Annotated in this window: 21 protein-coding genes; 10 read left to right on the top strand and 11 right to left on the bottom strand. The window is 42.2% G+C overall.

The window, feature by feature from the left end:
• The first annotated feature begins 117 nt into the window (after nt 1-117).
• The 5 genes from DMB44_RS02535 (at nt 118) to DMB44_RS02555 (ending at nt 4,390) form a co-directional block, all read left to right on the top strand.
• Nucleotides 118-1,281 (top strand): MFS transporter, encoded by a 1,164-nt coding sequence (locus DMB44_RS02535; protein ID WP_237265259.1) that lies wholly within the window; start codon nt 118-120, stop codon nt 1,279-1,281.
• Nucleotides 1,282-1,311: 30 nt separating this feature from the next.
• Nucleotides 1,312-1,878 (top strand): hypothetical protein, encoded by a 567-nt coding sequence (locus DMB44_RS02540; RefSeq protein WP_110640477.1) that lies wholly within the window; start codon nt 1,312-1,314, stop codon nt 1,876-1,878.
• Complete coding sequence (locus DMB44_RS02545) at nt 1,871-2,422, top strand: hypothetical protein (RefSeq protein ID WP_110640479.1); 552 nt, start codon at nt 1,871-1,873, stop codon at nt 2,420-2,422. Before DMB44_RS02540 ends, DMB44_RS02545 begins: the two co-directional genes overlap by 8 nt.
• A 227-nt stretch (nt 2,423-2,649) precedes the next feature.
• Nucleotides 2,650-3,687, top strand: coding sequence for a cell division protein FtsZ (ftsZ, locus tag DMB44_RS02550; protein WP_110640481.1), 1,038 nt, complete (start codon nt 2,650-2,652; stop codon nt 3,685-3,687).
• 37 nt (nt 3,688-3,724) lie between these two features.
• On the top strand, nt 3,725-4,390 hold the full coding sequence (locus DMB44_RS02555) for a chlorite dismutase family protein (RefSeq protein WP_110640483.1): 666 nt from the start codon (nt 3,725-3,727) through the stop codon (nt 4,388-4,390).
• Here DMB44_RS02555 and DMB44_RS02560 read toward each other — a convergent pair.
• Both DMB44_RS02560 and DMB44_RS02565 read right to left on the bottom strand, forming a co-directional pair.
• Complete coding sequence (locus DMB44_RS02560) at nt 4,340-5,785, bottom strand: THUMP domain-containing protein (RefSeq protein ID WP_110640485.1); 1,446 nt, start codon at nt 5,783-5,785, stop codon at nt 4,340-4,342. The genes DMB44_RS02555 and DMB44_RS02560 overlap by 51 nt on opposite strands.
• Entirely contained in the window at nt 5,782-6,870 is a 1,089-nt protein-coding gene (locus DMB44_RS02565) for a hypothetical protein (protein WP_237265250.1), read from the bottom strand. Before DMB44_RS02565 ends, DMB44_RS02560 begins: the two co-directional genes overlap by 4 nt.
• Before the next feature lie 40 nt (nt 6,871-6,910).
• Between DMB44_RS02565 and DMB44_RS02570 the strand changes: the two genes are divergently transcribed.
• Together DMB44_RS02570 and DMB44_RS02575 are read left to right on the top strand one after the other, a co-directional pair.
• A complete protein-coding gene (locus DMB44_RS02570; protein ID WP_110640667.1) occupies nt 6,911-7,354 on the top strand; it encodes a hypothetical protein in 444 nt (147 codons plus the stop codon).
• Nucleotides 7,355-7,358: 4 nt separating this feature from the next.
• Nucleotides 7,359-9,164 carry an APC family permease gene (locus tag DMB44_RS02575; RefSeq protein WP_110640489.1) on the top strand — a complete coding sequence of 602 codons (1,806 nt, stop codon included), beginning with the start codon at nt 7,359-7,361 and terminating at the stop codon, nt 9,162-9,164.
• A 34-nt stretch (nt 9,165-9,198) separates the two neighbouring features.
• On the opposite strand, the gene DMB44_RS02580 is transcribed toward DMB44_RS02575, so the two are convergent.
• Genes DMB44_RS02580 through DMB44_RS02590 form a run of 3 tightly spaced genes read right to left on the bottom strand, consistent with a single transcriptional unit; the run spans nt 9,199 to nt 11,646 of the window.
• Nucleotides 9,199-9,609, bottom strand: a complete 411-nt coding sequence (locus tag DMB44_RS02580) for a phosphate-starvation-inducible PsiE family protein (protein ID WP_110640491.1) — start codon at nt 9,607-9,609, stop codon at nt 9,199-9,201.
• Between the two features lie 28 nt (nt 9,610-9,637).
• On the bottom strand, nt 9,638-10,135 hold the full coding sequence (locus DMB44_RS02585) for a TIGR00725 family protein (protein WP_110640493.1): 498 nt from the start codon (nt 10,133-10,135) through the stop codon (nt 9,638-9,640).
• Between the two features lie 8 nt (nt 10,136-10,143).
• Nucleotides 10,144-11,646, bottom strand: coding sequence for a thiamine pyrophosphate-binding protein (locus DMB44_RS02590; RefSeq protein ID WP_110640495.1), 1,503 nt, complete (start codon nt 11,644-11,646; stop codon nt 10,144-10,146).
• Nucleotides 11,647-11,834: 188 nt separating this feature from the next.
• On the opposite strand from DMB44_RS02590, the gene DMB44_RS02595 reads away from it, so the two are divergent.
• The gene (locus DMB44_RS02595; RefSeq protein WP_110640497.1) at nt 11,835-12,548 is read left to right on the top strand and encodes an alanyl-tRNA editing protein; all 714 of its coding nucleotides are present in this window, start codon (nt 11,835-11,837) and stop codon (nt 12,546-12,548) included.
• Between the two features lie 50 nt (nt 12,549-12,598).
• On the opposite strand, the gene DMB44_RS02600 is transcribed toward DMB44_RS02595, so the two are convergent.
• Both DMB44_RS02600 and DMB44_RS02605 read right to left on the bottom strand, forming a co-directional pair.
• On the bottom strand, nt 12,599-12,775 hold the full coding sequence (locus DMB44_RS02600; protein WP_110640499.1) for a DUF1059 domain-containing protein: 177 nt from the start codon (nt 12,773-12,775) through the stop codon (nt 12,599-12,601).
• A gap of 324 nt (nt 12,776-13,099) precedes the next feature.
• Nucleotides 13,100-14,203, bottom strand: coding sequence for a hypothetical protein (locus DMB44_RS02605; RefSeq protein ID WP_237265251.1), 1,104 nt, complete (start codon nt 14,201-14,203; stop codon nt 13,100-13,102).
• A gap of 380 nt (nt 14,204-14,583) precedes the next feature.
• Here DMB44_RS02605 and DMB44_RS02610 point away from each other — a divergent pair, with 380 nt between their 5' ends.
• Together DMB44_RS02610 and DMB44_RS02615 are read left to right on the top strand one after the other, a co-directional pair.
• Complete coding sequence (locus DMB44_RS02610; RefSeq protein WP_110640501.1) at nt 14,584-15,042, top strand: archaellin/type IV pilin N-terminal domain-containing protein; 459 nt, start codon at nt 14,584-14,586, stop codon at nt 15,040-15,042.
• Nucleotides 15,043-15,182: 140 nt separating this feature from the next.
• Nucleotides 15,183-16,208 carry a pyridoxal-phosphate dependent enzyme gene (locus DMB44_RS02615; protein WP_201796919.1) on the top strand — a complete coding sequence of 342 codons (1,026 nt, stop codon included), beginning with the start codon at nt 15,183-15,185 and terminating at the stop codon, nt 16,206-16,208.
• Here DMB44_RS02615 and DMB44_RS02620 read toward each other — a convergent pair.
• The 4 genes from DMB44_RS02620 to DMB44_RS02635 all read right to left on the bottom strand — a co-directional run bounded on the left by DMB44_RS02620 (nt 16,177) and on the right by DMB44_RS02635 (nt 18,138).
• Entirely contained in the window at nt 16,177-16,557 is a 381-nt protein-coding gene (locus tag DMB44_RS02620) for a winged helix-turn-helix domain-containing protein (protein WP_110640503.1), read from the bottom strand. The genes DMB44_RS02615 and DMB44_RS02620 overlap by 32 nt on opposite strands.
• A 100-nt stretch (nt 16,558-16,657) precedes the next feature.
• The gene (locus DMB44_RS09600; RefSeq protein WP_255414302.1) at nt 16,658-16,786 is read right to left on the bottom strand and encodes a hypothetical protein; all 129 of its coding nucleotides are present in this window, start codon (nt 16,784-16,786) and stop codon (nt 16,658-16,660) included.
• 156 nt (nt 16,787-16,942) lie between these two features.
• Complete coding sequence (locus DMB44_RS02630; protein ID WP_110640506.1) at nt 16,943-17,941, bottom strand: RNA-guided endonuclease TnpB family protein; 999 nt, start codon at nt 17,939-17,941, stop codon at nt 16,943-16,945.
• Complete coding sequence (locus DMB44_RS02635) at nt 17,914-18,138, bottom strand: helix-turn-helix domain-containing protein (protein ID WP_110640508.1); 225 nt, start codon at nt 18,136-18,138, stop codon at nt 17,914-17,916. Before DMB44_RS02635 ends, DMB44_RS02630 begins: the two co-directional genes overlap by 28 nt.
• Nucleotides 18,139-18,441: the final 303 nt, after the last annotated feature.

Consider the following 18,441-nt stretch of genomic DNA (forward strand, 5'->3'; position numbering starts at 1 on the left):
ACCATAATGGGGAATCAAACGAAATACCATAAAAGAGCATTTCATCGCGTATTCTGAGAGATCCGAAGTCAAGAAATAATATATCGAGATTCTATATAGCGGAGCGTCGTGAAGAACATGGCTATGTTCAGGCGCCTATCATCCCTGATGCACGAGGAGAACGTTTCCCTCATAGGTATATTAGAGGGCATCAGAACGTTTTCTGCATTTCTGCCTATACCCGTCTTCTCGCTTTATGCGTTCCGTTTCACGGACTCAGGGCTGATGGCCGGTATGGCTCTGGGAGTATATGGTATAGCTATGATATTTTCTCAGATACTGCTAGGTCATTTATCCGACATCATTGGAAGAAAGAAGATCGCCTATCTATCTGCCATTCTTTTCTCCCTTGGAAATCTAATTTCGTGGCATCCTTTTAACATATTGGTACTTATATTTTCAAGAGCCATAGCTGGTTTTGGAGCCATGAGCAGTCCACTGTTGGCACTCCTGAATGAACAGGCTGATCGTGAAAGGCGCACAATCTATATGGCGGCCGTCGGCACCTTCTCTGGATTTGGAATAGCTATAGGCGTAATTGCCGGCCCATGGATCATGCAATATATTGGTTTGAGTACATTATTTCTCATTTCTGCCATTCTTGGATTCATCTCAATAACTCCCATTTCGATGCTGAAGGAACATAGCGTAAAATCCAGTGCAAGGCCGGCATTGGAGATCAATGTACCCTTCGTTTTTTCTTCGTTTGCTTCATCATTTCTTCTCTTTGGATCGTTTTTCTTTCTCCCATTATACTGGGTATCGCATGCCGGTGGGATATCATATTCAACGATGATACTGATTACCCTGATTACTGCAGGCATTCTCGGTATCTTTATCAGCGTAAGAATGGGAATGAAAGATTCGATCTCCACAATTACTCTACTTTTATTTGCGGTTTCCGCAATTTTTATGTTCTCGCTATGGCAATTTCAGATTCTTGTAGCTACAGGCTTCTTCATATTTGCCTTGGGTTATACCATGTTCGAAATTGCCTTCATCCCGTTATTGCTGAAAGACAGTTATAGAAATTACGGATCTCTCATAGGATTCTTCAACAGTGGGCGATATGCAGGTGAATTCCTCGGATCCATAACCATAGGATATTTTCTCGGTACATCGCGCATATTCCATCATCTGATATGGTTTACTCTTCTGATCGATGCGCTCATGGTATTTTCCATCCTTTTACTAAATGCTCAAGATTTGAAATATGGCAATATGTTCAATATGCACAATTAGATTTAAATAAAGAATGATTATCATGTTTTTATGAATTTCAAAAAATTAATTCCGCTCATAGCGGTTGCCTTACTGCTTCCTACGGTTGCGACTGCGTCTGTCATAGTTTCCGATACATATACGGTATCTGTAAGCACTACAACGCACGGTATTTACCTCATGCCAGGCCCTAATTATGCTACAGCCAAAAGTAATGGATATATTTATGCTCCTGTAACGGGCTCCGGCAATATGGCAAACATAACCAGCGGATCCCCCATAATGGTTAACTATACAAAATATTCAGGCACCGATTATCTGATGAATGTTCTTGAGATCAAGGATGTGGGAGTAAGTGGAGCACTCTATATAAACGGCAGTCTTCCATCAGGAATATCAATATACGTTAGCAACAACAGTCAATCTTCTCTATTATGGTCATCATCAGGATATTCTATAAAAAACGCAACGACTAATTCGGAAGCTTCATACTCCAACGTAACTCCAATAGTACTAACTCCTGATCATATCTACTACATTAGCTTTGTCATAGATGTTTCCGGATCTTCGACATTATCTGGTTCCAGAACATTGTATCTGAACTACGTATATGATTAAATATGCAATTGCAGTCGCCATAGCTCTGGCTATGGTGACCTTATCTGTGTCGAGTGCTGTGCCTGCGGGAGCAACCATATCCAATGGATATAATATACAGGCCAGCTCCATAGCGGATAAGGTTTATCTTACTTACGGACCAGCTTTTTTCTATCTGGGTAATATCTCGGTGAATAATACGGGGAATTCGTTTATAATAGGAAGTGGTTCCACAATATACCTGAATGCTAAAGAATTTGTAGGAGGATTCATTTTATTACTTTCTTATGCTTTGCAGGTAAACGATTCCTTATCTCCGAATCATGCAGTTCAACTCTGGATAAATGGAACTATTCCTTACAATATAACTGTGCTCGCCCAGAATGATACATCTTCATACGTCATTTCAAATAATACTGTTTTCAACCTATCAAACAATGTACCGCTATATTTTACATTCTTCGCGTTTTCATCCAATAATAATGAAACATTCAGTTTAAATTTCAACTACATAATTGATCATAAAATTGTCATAGAAGATACCTACAATTTTGTATTAGATTGAGTTTTTCATAGAACGATCGTAGTTCATTATAGTACTATCTTAAAAGTCAAGACTATTATACAATAAACCGACATTTAAGTCATGATCTTAGTTTAAGCGTTTAAAGTATACCTATCTATGGGCGTTCAATAATTTTGGACAATACATGTTCGTCTATACGATCGAAGTTCTAAGGGCGATACTGTTCAGGCAAAAGAATTATTTACACAAGGGATTATAGTATCCATATGGTCGATCAAAACGATAACGGTGAGGACATCTGGACCAAGGATGAGGATCTCAACAGAATCATAGAAGACCGTAATTTCAGGATCAAGGTTTTTGGATTTGGCGGATCTGGATCAAACACCATAAATAGACTCATGAAGGAAAATCTTGTGGGCGTAAAACTGATCGCATGCAATACAGATGCGGCCCACCTGCTTCGCATACGATCGCATGCGAAGATACTGCTAGGAAAGAATCTAACGAGAGGCCTCGGTGCCGGTGCAGATCCGACGGTTGGTGAGATGGCTGCGAAAGAGTCTGAAAGTGAAATACTGAGGCAAATCGATGAAACGAGCATAGTATTCATAACTGCCGGTTTCGGAGGGGGTACAGGTACAGGTGCTGCGCCCTATGTTGCGAAGCTTGCAAAGGATCGTGGCGCATTGACGATAGCCTTCGCAACGCTCCCTTTCAGCTCAGAGGGTTATGTGAGAATGAAGAATGCCGCTGAAGGCATAAGAAAGCTCGTTAAGAACAGCGATGCAGCCATAGTGATTCCCAACGATAAGCTCATAGAAAAATATAACGACGTTCCGGTTTACAAGGCGTTCAAATTCGAAGATGAGGTGATCGCAACCGGAATAAAGGGCATAACCGATCTGATCATGAATACAGGAACGATCAATCTGGACTTCAATGATCTACGCAAGGTTATGAAGGATGCCGGATATGCCGCCATAGGCATGGGTTCTTCAAACCAAGCCGTAAACGATAGAATTGTGGAGGCTCTTGAAAGGGCTCTTGACTCCCCATTTATGGATTACGATATCTCGCATGCGAAGGGGGCAATAGTCAATGTAACTGGGGGAAGAGATCTCCAGCTTCAGGAGGCACAGCAGGCAGCGGATATGCTGAGAAAGAAGATATCCAGAGATGCCACTATAATGTGGGGTACGGTGATAGATGAAAACATGCGCAGCGGAGTGAGAATTCTGATCATCGTATCAGGCATAAGGCCAAATTTCAAGATAGATCAGGATCTTGAAGAAGTGAAGTGATAAGTTAATAATAATTACTTCAATGTAATATCTATTTATGTCTGAGATATACACCTCGGTTATATCTTATCGCTTTCTCGAGGGCAGGGAGCATGATGTAAACAACATTGAGAGATCATTCGGAACAATAGGGGCATTTTTCTCTGGGAATGCCGGATACATAAATTTTCATGCATATCGTTCATATCGTGCCGATTCAGACATCATATTCTGGTATTCCAGCAGAGATCCGGATCTCATGATACTGGCCAAAGACAAGATACAGGCGATCATGCGGAAATTTGCAGTTTCATCTTATTCTTCAATATCTGTGTATGATGAAAGTCCATATAATGCCATGAATAAAAAACTGGAAGACAGCCTTAAATTGCCTCCACTCAATTATTTTGTGGCATACCCAATGTCCAAGGATCCTGAGTGGTATCTCCTGGATTTCGATACCAGGAAGGAGATAATGCATGAACACATCAGGATGGCACTGGACCATCCAGATCAGAGAGGTATAAGATCCTATACGACCTATTCTTTCGGGATCGGAGATCAGGAATTTGTGGTTCTTTACGAAATACCAGATATAGCAGCATGGTCTAGAGTTACAGAAAAGCTGAGAGAAGCACGTGCAAGAAAATGGATAGTGAAGGAAACGCCGATATTACTTGGCAGGCTCGTTGATGTCAGCAGTTCCGTCAGTTTCCTTTTCTGAATTTCTTCTTTTGATGCCTTTATAAGTTGTGTAGAAAGCATTCACGCCATGGTTTCTAAGAACAGACGCCACGTATGCGCTTTGGAGACCCATACTGCAGTATATAACATAGGTCTTATTTCTATCATCTATCTGCAGGGCCTGGCCTATCGTCATATTCACTGAATTTTGAACATGATCCTTCTGGTACATTGATTTAGGCCTTAGATCTATGATCACTGCATCAGATGGCACCGATCCCTTGAGTTCGAAATCATCGTTGATCATGCCCCTCAGATCGTCAATATCGAAGATCCTAACGCTGTTCTCGATCTCATTCATATCTATATGCTTCATATCCTCGTCTATGTCCTCTGGTCTTGATCTTATTATTGGATGCGATGCAAAGAGTGAACAGAACTCACCCATGTTCCTCGTAGGAAACGTTCCGATACTCCTGGCTATCTCCACTACCTCATCCTTATCCATCCCTATGAGCGGACGGAGCACAGGAACATCTATGCCACTTTCAATGGCTCTGAGGTTTTCCGCAGTTTGAGATGATACCTGTCCAAGCGACTCTCCTGTAACGATACCGTTGTATCCCTGCTTCAGTACTATGCTTTCGGCGAGCTTGTATATGATCCTCTTGAACGTAACATTGGAATATCTAGTCTTGCCTTCAACGACCATTGTACGTATGAGCGGCCTGCAATCGGCAACATATATTCTTGGTTTTCTATATGGTGCCCATCTTTCGATGAGCCTGCTCACAACATCGACAAATGGAACAAGATCCACAGGATAGGAAAGTGAGCAGAATAATATGTCACTGGGCGAACCGCGCTTCATGATCGCCCAGGTTGCGACTGGTGAGTCGATTCCGCCTGAAACAAGGGCCAGATATCTGCCTTCAGATCCGAGAGGGAGTCCACCAGGGCCGGAAATGACTGTGTCATAGAAGAATGCATCCTTTCCGACTATATCCACGTGTATCCAGACATCAGGATTCTTCAGGTTCACGCCAGCGGATACTCCATAGAGCGCGTCACCCACGCCTTTCTCAACGTCTAGTGAGGTGAAGCCATGTGTACCGATGCGGTTGCATCTCACTCCAAAAGTTTTTCCCTTGACCTTCTCGTTATAGAGTCCAACTGCTATTTCCTTGAGGTCGTCAAGAGTTTCAAATCGGAATCTTTTCGTGGGGGAATAAGATTTTATCCCCATTATATAACGCAGAGGATCATCGTTCTCAGCTTCCACCAGAATATGTCCGGACATTATCCTGCAGCTTGCGTTCCATCCCTTGATTCTATAATATGAACTTATATTTTTAATTAGTATATTTTCCATCCTCTTCCGTTCTTTATCACCTTTGAGGCCGATCTCCGAGTATCGAACTATGTAGAGTGTCATTGTACGACACCGGCTGATGCCATGAGATCCTGCACTATACCTGGGTTTATATTTGCCAGCCTAGTCTTGAGATCATCGATAGAAATATGGCCATCGGATATGAGGCCCTTGACCAGGTAGGAGTATTTCTGGAACACGTATTTCACCAGAGGTAGAAGATCGCTCTTTTCCAGAAGATTTACATCACCTATACTTATGGAATTGACGGTCTTCTTTCTCACCATGAGGTTCTGCATGATTCCGGCTATATAACCAGATATTGACTTTATGCTGATGTAATCAATGTATTTCGAAAGTATCGGATCGCCATCAACGTTTACCTTTCCAGAATCATCCTTATAATCTATGCGTATCATGTCTGGATTGTCAACGGGATAGAAGAATGAAATCTGCGAGAGCGTATCTTCATTCTCTATGACGACGCTTATGTATTTCGGGCTGTATTCAACATATGATAATATGTACTTATCCAGCTTCTCATAATCAACGGATATCTCTGAACTCATCAGGGATCTTCCCTTTCTCACCGGTATCCTGATACCCTTCGATATTGACGACATGTATAGCGTATCCTTCAGCTCCGGTATGAGGCTGCTGTTGAGGGAGAATTCATACGTGATGTTATCATCGCATCTGTAAACCGCCCTTGCCTGATAAGATCCACCGATATGATTTAGGTAGACTGTGTAATCTATTATGTGAAAGGGATCCTGCACCATGAACAGGCTCAGGCTTCCTATGGATCTGTTCAGATCGCCATCCATCTTCTGCTTTATTGCGTTCTGATCGTCTCTTGCTTTGGCCTCTATCTTTTCCTTTATCTGGGAAATGGCCAGGGATGCGAACTCTATCACCTTGTTCTTTACATCCGATGCATCCACTCCAGTTTGTGAGAAATCGAAGTTCTGAACGGTATTCTTGACTTCAAGCACGAAGTTATCGGCGATCTTCTTCCTATTGTCTATCAGAACGCTGAAATTTTCGTAATCGCTCTTCTCCTTCCTGTAATTCTCCATATAGACGAGAGCGTCGATAAGATTTGAGATCGATTCTGCGGTTATAGCCATGACAAAGAGTTTATTCAAAAGTATTATAAAGCAATATCTCAATATTGAAGGGATATTTATGGCAGACACGCTTGATAAGGCGATAGACGACACAATACTTCAGATCAAGGCCCTGATGCTCATTGCTGGAAATGACAGGGCAGCTCAGATCAGAATAAGGGACAGGATATATCAAAGCCGCGATCAGTCTGTGATGGAGTTCAGGCAAATCGTCGGACAGGAAAAGCCAGGCCGTGAATATCTGTATACTGCCATAGGTGACTTCATAATATCGTCGTTTCTTATACTTCTCTCAGCTATGGTGATGACACCAGCTCTGGCGACCTTTGTTAATGCAAATCTTGTTTCTAGGTATCTGGACAGCGTTGCGGTAAACATAGTAGCGCTGAATACGGTTGGATACGCAGAAGTTATAGGAATGCTGTTTCTCTCATTCTTCATGCTTTTCCTCGGGCTGCATACAATAAGGTTAGGTGCAGAGAACACGTCAAGGATATGGTGAATACATGTTCAGACGGTTTAGGAGGATCACGCTGATCACAAAGGCACTATCCACAGCCGTCGGTATATTCTTTATCTATTCAACCATCTTCTATCTCATAACCTCCAGCCCACTGTCAAACTTTTCATTTGGGTACATGATAGTGTTCTTTGCAGTCATCGTTTCACTGGTACTTTCATCCATCCTGATAGCTGAATTACCATCAGTTTACAGGATAAGATTCAGGAAACCAACACTGAAGGAAGGTGGTACCCCGGTATATGGATTCTTCACCCTCTTTGCCATAGGACTCGGTACCACCATAGGTTCTCCGCTTTTTATACTGATCCCTGAGAATATATACGAATACTTCATAGTTTCAATATCCTCCCTTGTCCTGGCAGTGATAATGTCCTATCTACTCGCATACCTCTACGATCGTATGCATATATACTCTCACGACCACAACCTGAATGCACTCGGCGGCCCATCATTCATAAGAACGGCATATGGAAGGCAGAGCCTGAGGTATTTCATATCACGATTTTCCATGTGGATAGCAAATACGTCTCTGGCAGCATTTTCAGTCATTTACTTTGTAGAATTCACCTTCAACGTCATTTCTCCTCTGCTGGCCGTAATGGGAGTTTCCCAGATACTGAGGAATGGAGTCATTGCCGGAGCCATACTCTTCATGATAATCTGGTTCGTAATAAACGCCTTCTATGGAAAGAGGTATATGAGAGGTATAGGCATCGCACAGATAATATTCCTGACAATAATGGTCTCCATAATATTCTTTGACGCGCTGGATCTTGGCTTCGGTCACTCCTGGAACATGTCTGGGCTCCTTGTATTTCATGCAGGTGCTCCTGAGCTTATTCTTATAAATACAGGGTATCTGTTCATACTCTTCTTCGGGTTTCAGGAGATACAGGTTATGGTAAGAGATTCCAAGGATGAGTCCAGAATTCCGATCATTTCTTTCATAACCGGCAAGGCCTATCCCAAGAGAAGGTACATGCCATACTCCATGTATGCAACCATAGCTGGTGCAGGCTTCATTCAGGTTCTGTATGCTCTTGCGGTCTTTTCAGTCCATGCACAGTATTCAGCCGTGGAAACAGCTGTAATACCTGCCATATACATCGCATCCGTGTTCCAGAATAACCTGTGGGCTCTGGCTATGGCGGTCTCGTTCCTCCTGGCCACGGTCACTACGTTCGTTCCCGCGTTCATGGCTGCGTCAAGGCATCTGCGATCGCTTGCGGAGGATGGGATATTCCCTCAGTCGTTTTCAACTCTCTCATGGGTATTCACCTTTGTGCTCATAATATTCATGAGCCTTGGTGGCACAGCCTTCCTGGTGAATATAACGGACTTCATGGTTCTTATTTCCCTGTCATTGATAGCCCTGGCGGCAATACCGCTGAGAGATAACCGCAGCAGATTTGATCATGTGGCAGCCATTTCAATAATTACGTTCCTCATGTTTATGATCGGCGCTGTCAGCATTTACTTCAACGATAAATCAGTAGTAATCCTTGGGATAATGGCTATACTCTCTGCGTATCTTCTTTACGATATAATGAAACTATCAATGATGGGGATGGAACTTTTCGGTCTGGCGCTTGGCATCATGTCTCTGCTGTCTCTTCTGGTATTCAAAGCAGTGGCCTCGCCCACGGTCAGAATAATCGGAAACATAGCAATTCGTTCGCCTTACAACCTCATCTACATAGAGCTTTCCCTGATCATAATGTCGATCATGCTCATCCTGAACGTTTTGCTTCGCCTTCGGACTCAATCCAGGAATATAACCTTCACATGAATGCGTTCATAGACCACTTATCATACAAGATATTTCATTGCGATCCTCCATTCATGCGAACTTTCTCCGTAGTTGATAAGAAATAGAGCGAAACAGCGAGTGAAACGATGACGATCGCGAGTGCCGAAAGGGAGTATATGTCCTTAACTCCGGTGGATATGTCAATTATGATTTCCCTTATTATGTATGAAAGACCAGCCTCGACCACATGTTTTAGGCCAAGTGGGCTTCTGACGACGAAGTCATGCGCTCCGAGATACAGTTCAAGCAGAACTAGGGCGAAGAAGGCATTTTCGACTAGGGAATAGGAAAGAGCCTCAAGGCCATCAGACCTCATTGTATATATATCATATATTGCATAGGCAATGTCCAGTATGATGCTGATTACAAGCAATGTTTCTATGATGTATCCAAAGATCTTTATGATGGCAGGAGTGACATCCACGATGGATTATACCCAGAATGGTTATAAATTATTTTTCGGAAGATTCGTCGATCTGATGCCATCTCTTTGCCAGATCGATTGCTAGATCGACAGCTCGTTCAGGATCCGGCTCAACATATACATGGCCTTCCTTTTCCTTCGTTCTCGGTATGCTGATCGGATATATAGAGACCACATCTTTGCCTTCGCTTATGGCGAATGAAGCCTCTGAGAGAGTACCTGCAGATCCATCTATCGCTATTATGGCCTGAGATGCCCTGATTATTAGGAAATTTCTCATATAACCCATTCCTGTGGGTATCGGTATCTTAACGTAACGGTTGGCCTCCGATGGGTCATAACCTGGTAGTATGCCTACCACCAAACCATTTCCATCAGAAACACCGTGCGAAACACATTCCATGACTCCGGTAAGCCCACCGCATATCACCGTGACATTCCGCATGGCGAGTATCCGGCCAACCCGATACGCTATATCGCACACTTCATCCTTTACACGACTTCCACCTATGACTCCTATGTTCATGGGATCACTCAGAACAGATCTGGAATCTGGTTATCGACATCAAGGACAAGAACCTTTGGTGCATCTCCCTCATTGATCCATTCCAGATCACTTTCCGCTTCATAGTTTCTAACTTCGGAACCAAAGCCTTCTGCGATCTTCTCTATGTTGAAGTTGAATTTCAGGAATTCCCTGTCCTCTACTCCATATCCATATGTCCTCGAATAACTTCTCAGTATATTGTAGCCATTGTTCCTGAGCACTATGAATTTGGCAGCAATTCCGTATTTATGAGCAGTCCATAGGCTCTGCGGGGTGTACATGAATGCGCCATCGCCAATAATGCCGATGGTCTTCTTCTTTAGCATGGCGACTGATACGGCCGCCGCATCGCCCCAGCCAAGAGGACCACCACGTGAAGTGAAGTAGGTTTTTGGCCCGTCTGCAAAGTATTTCCTGACAGAACCGGAAGCCGTAACGGCCTCATCCACTGCAGTATACCCTTTGAGATGGCGGTGCACCTTCGCTATTATGTCCTCATACACTAATTTCTCAGGAAACCTGTTGGGTTTGATCCATTCCTTCTTTCTTGCGTACTTTACCGCTGCACGCAGGAATGACGAAGGATCGGAGAAGTAGGTCTCGCCCACGTAATGGCCGGATTGCGTGGATATGAATATGGATCTGTCCATAAATTGCGGATCCTCTCCGGTGTATGGATATACGAACACATCCGATCCTATGAAGAGTATGAGGTCATAGGGTTCGAGGATCCTGTTCATGGCGGAGAAGGCGGGAGGCAGATCCTGAACGTACAGATCATCCTTGTAATATGAAGACGCCTGGGCCCAAGGTTCGACATATACAGGGACATTCAGTGAATGGGCAAAATTTCTTGCATCCTCCATCGCGCCGTAAGCATCTATTTCGGATCCGAATATCAGTGCGACCCTCTTTGCAGAATTTACACGTTCCATTATTTCACGTACCTCATCCTCGGTCAGGGCGGCTAGCGAATGCCCGGCAACATTCGTTTCAATCGGATCCGCGGTTTCATCCATTATGTCCATGGGAAATGAGACGAAAGTGGGCCCGAAGGGTGGCGTCATGGCTATATTATAGGCACGTTTCATTGCGAGAGGAATCTCCTCAGGCCGCCTCACCTCATATGCATATTTTACATAGTTAGAAACCATACCCAGCTGATCGCCGGATAGCAGTGGATCATAGTATAGATGCCTTCTGTCCTGCTGACCAGCTGTTATTATAACGGGAGAGTGATTGCGTGCCGCGGATGTTATGAATGCCATTGAATTCGAAATGCCTGGTAATGAATGCAGGTTCACCACGGAAGGACGCCCGCTGAACTGGGCATAGGCATCGGCCATTGCGACCGAAATCGAATCATGCAGAGTCAGTACATAATCCTCAACCGAGGATAGCATCGGTATTTCCGTCGTACCAGGATTTCCGAAAATAGGATATAGGTGGTTCTTCTTGAGAAAATCCGAGAATATCTGTGAGGCCTTCATATTCATGCTTATTATTTTTATCTAATATTCTTTTTGTGATAGACTGTATATATCATTCACGGAATATATACGCATATGATTCGTTCTTATCCATATCTTGAGGCGCAATCCATTTAGGACGCGTCCCCCATTCCTTTTCACATACACTCAAACAGATAATATTTAAACTGATAGCTATAACGGAACCTATGAAGACCAAAGCATTGTACTTGGACGATTCATATTCAGTTGAGGGTACAGGAACAGCTGTATTTGTGGAATTCACTGATATGAAGGTGGATCAGTCAATATTCTATCCGACAACGTTTGGAGAGCCAAATGATACGGGTAAGGTGATAATAGATAACAAGGAGTATCAGATTGTCGATACAATTTACGACGGCGAATATATACATCTGATATCAATGGATACTTATCCACAGGACATAGTTGGAAAAACTGTGAAGCAGAAGATAGACTGGGACAGGCGGTATATACATATGAGATTCAGAACAGCATTGAAGATAATATCTGGGCTTGCTTATAGAAAATGGAAGGTGCCCTGCCGCGTTAATGAGACCTACGATGACAGGGCATGGATAGATATCGAGAAGCCAGACATCACGGAAGACGAGATCAACGAAGTCATGACGGAAGCAAACGAGATTGTTAAGAAAGATCTAGAAGTTAAATTCAGATATATTGGCCTGGATGAGTTCAACGGCGATGAGGATCTTAAAAAGATGTCTGCCCATGATGCCTTTGACGAAGAGAGAATACGTATAATGGCCATAGATGGACTTCCTGAACAACCGGAATTCGGTGTAAATGTAAAGCGGACCGGCGAGGTCGGCCAGATAAACTATAAAACTACAAAATTAAAGGGAAAGGTTTCGAACAGAATAAACATAACATTACAGTGAATCTGATGATTCACATGCTTGCAATTTTATTTTGTGAACATACGAGGTGTCTATTTTTCCTTTACAGCCTGTAACACCTTATCCCTTATTTCATCTGTGAAATCGTATATATTATGAGCATATCTGAAATGCATCTTCACCATGGGTGGGACATCTTCCTTCCTTTCTTCTTCCAGAGTATAGCTGCAGTCGAATCCATAATCCCTGCATCTGAACACATACGTCATAACACTAACATACCTAGGCTGTAATTAACGATTTTGTTTATTGAAAAATAAGCGGCCTGTAAAAAACAAAGATACGATATTTTTATGGTTATACGTAGACCTCTGTCAATGACGATTCTTAATGAAAATTATTTCTAGGCCAATAAGAATGGATCTATGCATTCTGGATGAGGGCTTGCTGAGGTAACGAAATAGATATTCTATCTTATTGGATGTGCTGATGGAGATATCTTCTCTGAAATTAATATCCGAAACTTCAACTATGGGTCAGCTCATAGACAGAACCGAAAAATGATGCTTAAAACTATGCAATGCTTACGTGTTCTAGTGTGTTTCATAGATGCTGTCTGAGTAATAATGATCATGGAGTCTGCCATATATATCGACCTTGACGTTGAACGGACCAACATCATCGGCTGCGATGATATGGTGGCAGTGATCGCATTCAAGGCTCATGTTGTCCTTAACATGGAAGACTATGCCTCCGCACTCTGGACATGAGCTCCGTATGAAAAGATCCTCAGGCTTCAATAGCGGAACCTGTATCTCTCTCCTTGGCTCTTCCTGTACCCGGCTCCTCTCATGCTGTATCCTCTTCTGTCTTGATTCGTTCTCCAGAAACAGATAGTATATACCTACAGAGGACCATGCGAATAGAAATACAGTCAATAAAAGAGAATAATCTGGAAATCTTGAAGCTAAGACGCTGAGAAAACTTATCATACTCATGATATAATTGGTGAGTACTGCCCGCATCAAGCCGAATTTGATGTAAATTATAGAGACCATCAGGGTTGTTATATAGGCTGATATCACATAATAGATGTTTTCTCCAAGAATGAGATACAATATTGCGGAGTACGTTGCCACACCTATGGATATGGCCCCTACTATATTCCAGTTTAAGTCGTCACTCTTGAGGATTATCCTAGGCTTCCTCGAGGCATAACCATAAATGATCATCATCACAGTTATTGGAATAACGGAGAGAAATAACGATTCAAATGGTACAGATACAAAATAGTAGTAAACCTGTATAAAATTCGGAAGCTTATTCACACTGGTTATTCCATAGGAAGGATAAACGCTTGAAATTATGAAGGATAAGATCAGATCAACTAGAACATAGATGGCCAGATACCAGAAGAACTTGCCTGACCCTTTAGTAGAGAATGAGGTGGTGTAGTCTTTCTTAAATTTCAGAAGCGAGATGAGACCAATAATGACAAGAATTATTGAGATGATTATGACGGCAAAGAAGAAAATTATACTGGTATGAAAGGACAGCAAAGCATAATCAGAGACAGGAAGTACGGATAGCTTCGCGATATTCTTGAAGATCGCCGGCAGATAGTATAAAGTTATGATTATTGCAATAGAGATACCAGCAAGTCCGAATATATAGCCAGGTACATCCTTTTTATCCATTGACATACCAGTATTAAAACTTTGAATTAAGACTTATGGATAATGTTTGAGGCCCGATTAGAGAATTAAGATTTAGAAGACTGAGTGATTGATTAAGCGAATGGAAAAGAAAGGAAACGATTTGAATGAGTCCTTAGGCTGATCGATATCGCAGCGTTCCTCTATTTCAATTGGATCGGAAACTGAGGCTTGTATAAACGCAATATATTGCTGTGGATAAGATGCCCAGTTTTCACGTAGAACACATCAACACTGTAAGAGATAATTGGACTGAGTTAAATCGCAAATGCTTAGCCAATATATGCCAAATTGTAATTTAGAGAATGCGAAATGAAGCTTAAGCGAAGTAACTGTTTTAAGCATGTATCTAGTATTCCATTATGCATGATAAGGCCGTTTCACCGATCATAGCCACGATACTACTGATCGCTATAACGGTCACCTTGGCTGCAACTTTCTATACAGAGGTGTCACCATATTTTTCTCAAAACCAGTATTTTACCCCTCAAGCTCAGATACAGGTCATAGCTGGAAACCAGACTCATGCATATGCCTATTACATTTATGTATCGTATTTTCCGGGATCGCTGGCTCTTCATGATGTTGACATGATCTTGATATCCAATGGTACTCAAATGATCATAAACCTTGGAGCGGCATATCCTCAGGACAACCTGTCGACCACGGGCCTTGAAGTCAATATAACGATCTATACCAACGGCCCTTATTTCAATTCCGGATCATACGTGTTTCTTAAAATGCCCAGCTCACTGTCCTATATTTCATTCGTGGATATGAAAACAGGATCTAGGATAGTTTCTCTCTCATCAAATATATAGGGATCGTATCTTTACTTCTTACAATGATCAACGGCATATCATAAAGGATCCTTTTGATTTTTGTTCCAGAAATTAAGCTCAACAGCTGATCAGGAAAAAATATTTCATATCAGGTTATATAGATAGAGAGGTAAAGAGTCATGGATGTACCTGCATACTGTATCGGCTGCGGTAGAAAACGAAAGGGCGATGAGCTGAGATGCCCTGCCTGTGGTTCCCTGTTTGAGATACGCCCAGAATTTCGATATCATGATAAGATTGAATATAATTTCCCATATCTACGGAATGTCATTTCTTTAGGGGAATCTGAAACTCCCGTATTTCAAGCCGATGGCTTCAGCTTGAAGCTTGACTATATGCTTCCAACATTCTCATACAAGGACAGAGGATCAAAGATACTTATTTCTCATATAGTTGATATAAGAGATTCTGAGAACATCTCGAAGATCTCTGAGGATTCTTCTGGAAATGCTGGAGCATCGATAGCAGCTTATGGATCTGCTGCTGGATTTTCTGTGGAAATATATGTTCCAGAAACAGTTGCCGGAAAAAAATTCTGGCAGATACAGGCCTATGGAGCAAGGGTAATAAAGATAGCGGGTAGCAGAGAGGACGTCCAGGCAGCGGCGGAGAGATCAGGATCATTTTATGCAAGTCATGTTCTCAGGCCTGAGTTCAGGGATGGCATAAGAACACTTGCATATGAGATATACAGGCAGTTCGATAAAATGCCAGAAAACATATATGTGCCCGTCTCAGCCGGAACGTTATTGCTGGGTCTATTCTCAGGATTAAATCATCTTAAGGAAGCCGGAGAGATAACAAGTATGCCCAAGATAATCGCCGTTCAGACCGAAGCAGTTTCCCCATTGTGCGCTAGAATGAACGGCACAAGGTACGATCCGGATAACACATTGAAATCCGTAGCAGATGCACTGGTTTCTAAAAGGCCGCCACTTCTGGAAAGGATGCATTCGGTTGTATCAGAAAATGGCAGGTGCATAACCGTGAATGATGGGGAGATAATAGATGCAAGAAACGATCTTGCAAGAAAGGGATTCCTTGTTGAATATAGCTCTGCAACGGTGTTCGCGGCGTTTAAGAAGAAAAGATTGAACAACAGCCTGTTGATCCTCACTGGGTCTGGGCTGAAGAACGATTTTTGATCCGCTCCTTACGTTCTCTTTTTAACCTCTCTATTCTTTCCTTTTCCTCACGCACTCTAATTGCCTGCCCAACGAATTCTCCCTCGTTAGTCAGTATGATCTTTTCTCCGAGTCTTTCTTTATCCTCGGCGACAAAGCCATAATCTATGAGATTCTTGAGTGTACCATCAGGATCTTTCACGCCACTCTCGTTTTTGACTCTGTAAAGCGGAACCTTCCCGCCATGGTTCTTTATGAACATCAATAGCTTAACTTCATCTTCTGACATATCATAGTTGTTTTCCAGCTTTCCCTTTATCACAGGTTTGTTGAAGGGAGAACCTTTAACCAGCACCTTAGACTCAGCCATTCATACCGCCCCCATATATACATTTAGAGTATCGTGATCGATGATGCTATATGGATCGCCTTATCGTTACTCCTCAGCTGAAGCTTCGGAGCTTCCTGCTTCAACGATCAAACTCGATCCCCCTACTGCCAGATCGCAGTTTCCCGTCATTGGAAACTTTCTTTCGGACCACGTCTGGAAGAAGGGTTACGGAGGTTGCGATCTCCACAGGCGTGTATTCGGATCTCATCGATCCCACTCAAGTATCATCCACTTGTTTATCGTGAATGATACAAAAGAATATGGTAAGACCATCTATAAATATTTCCATTGGGGGATGTCTGTGCATCTCCTGTCCGAAGGAGGAGAATTACTGCTTCTCCCAAATCACTAAGCTCTCTGTGAGCTACTCCTCAGCTGAAGCATCGGAGCTTCCTGATTCAACGACCGACCTCTGCCTGTACGGATATATTCCGTACAAGCCCGATGTTGCGATCTCCACAGGCGTAAGTTCGGACTGCACTAGCCCTACTTTTATCAATCCTATTTTCCTTATGTTCTTTGATGCGTTGTGATCCCTGTCTATGATGAGACCACATACATCACAATGATATATGCGATCTGATAACTTCAGATCATGCTTTACGTTACCGCATGATGAACATATCTTAGATGATGGATCGAACCTTCCTATCTCTATTATATTCTTTCCATATTTTTCTGCTTTCCATTCCAGTTTCTGCTTGAAGGAATAGAAAGAAACATCACTTAGACTCTTCGATATATGATGGTTCTGCATCATTCCATGTACGTTGAAGTCTTCGATGACTATGGTATCGTACTGCTTGGCTATCGCAGTCGATATTTTATCATCGAAGTCTTCACGCATGTTTCTCAGCTTCATGTACTCCTTCTGTAATTTAAGTATATGCTTCCTTCTATTCTTCGATCCTTTCTGCTTTCTTGATAACTGTTTTTGAAGACGCTTTATTCTTTTCTCTACCTTCTTTATGAATCCTGGATTCTCTATTGCTATACCATTCGATAAGGTTGCAAATTTTTCGATGCCTAGATCTATACCAACGGAGTTCTCTTCAGATAATGGCTTCTTCTCTGGTAGTTCTTCCTCATTTTCATATATAATAGAGCAGTAGTAATAACCTGAATCCTTGGTTATTACTATCTCGTTGATGTCTTTAATCTCGGACAGCTTCTTCTCAGAGCCCTTGAAGTATATGCCTTCAGAGAACTTTGGGAAATATATACTGTTTCCTCGAATTTTGATGTGCTGTGGTACTGCAAAGAATTCGTTGATACCTTTCTTTTTGAATTTAGGATGTTCAGTATTCTTATGGAAGAAGTTCTTGAATGCATTGTCTAAGAAACTAGGGACATCTGTAAGGATTGTGAGTTTATTTCATACAGCCATGGATATTCCTTCTTTAGATCGATGATCATGTTCTGTGTGTCCAGATAGCTCAATGAAGATTTCTCCGCATCCCTATGCGTTATATAGTATTCATCCCTCTTCGCTAAGAAGTAATTGTATACGAATCTACAGCTGCCAAAGTGCTTTTCCAGTAAAATTTTTCTGTCTTTCATTTGGATACAGCTTCACTCTGGCAGCTGTTATCATTGTCTATAGATATTATATCATCATATTAGCCTTTCCTTTGGGGGAAGTTCGTGTATCTCATCGCTAAAGCTGTTGAGATTTACAGCTTCCCCCAAACCCCTAACTTCTTTTTTAAATTGGCGGATAATGATTTGATCTTTATCAATATATCAAGCTTAGAGAAAGGAGAATATGCTTCAACCAAAAAATAGCGGACTAAATCGCATCCTGCAGATGATCCCTCGGTATGAGAATAATCCTGGTCTATGCTGATAGATACCTCCATGGAT

The sequence above is a fragment of the Thermoplasma sp. Kam2015 genome (assembly GCF_003205235.1).
Lineage (GTDB): Archaea > Thermoplasmatota > Thermoplasmata > Thermoplasmatales > Thermoplasmataceae > Thermoplasma.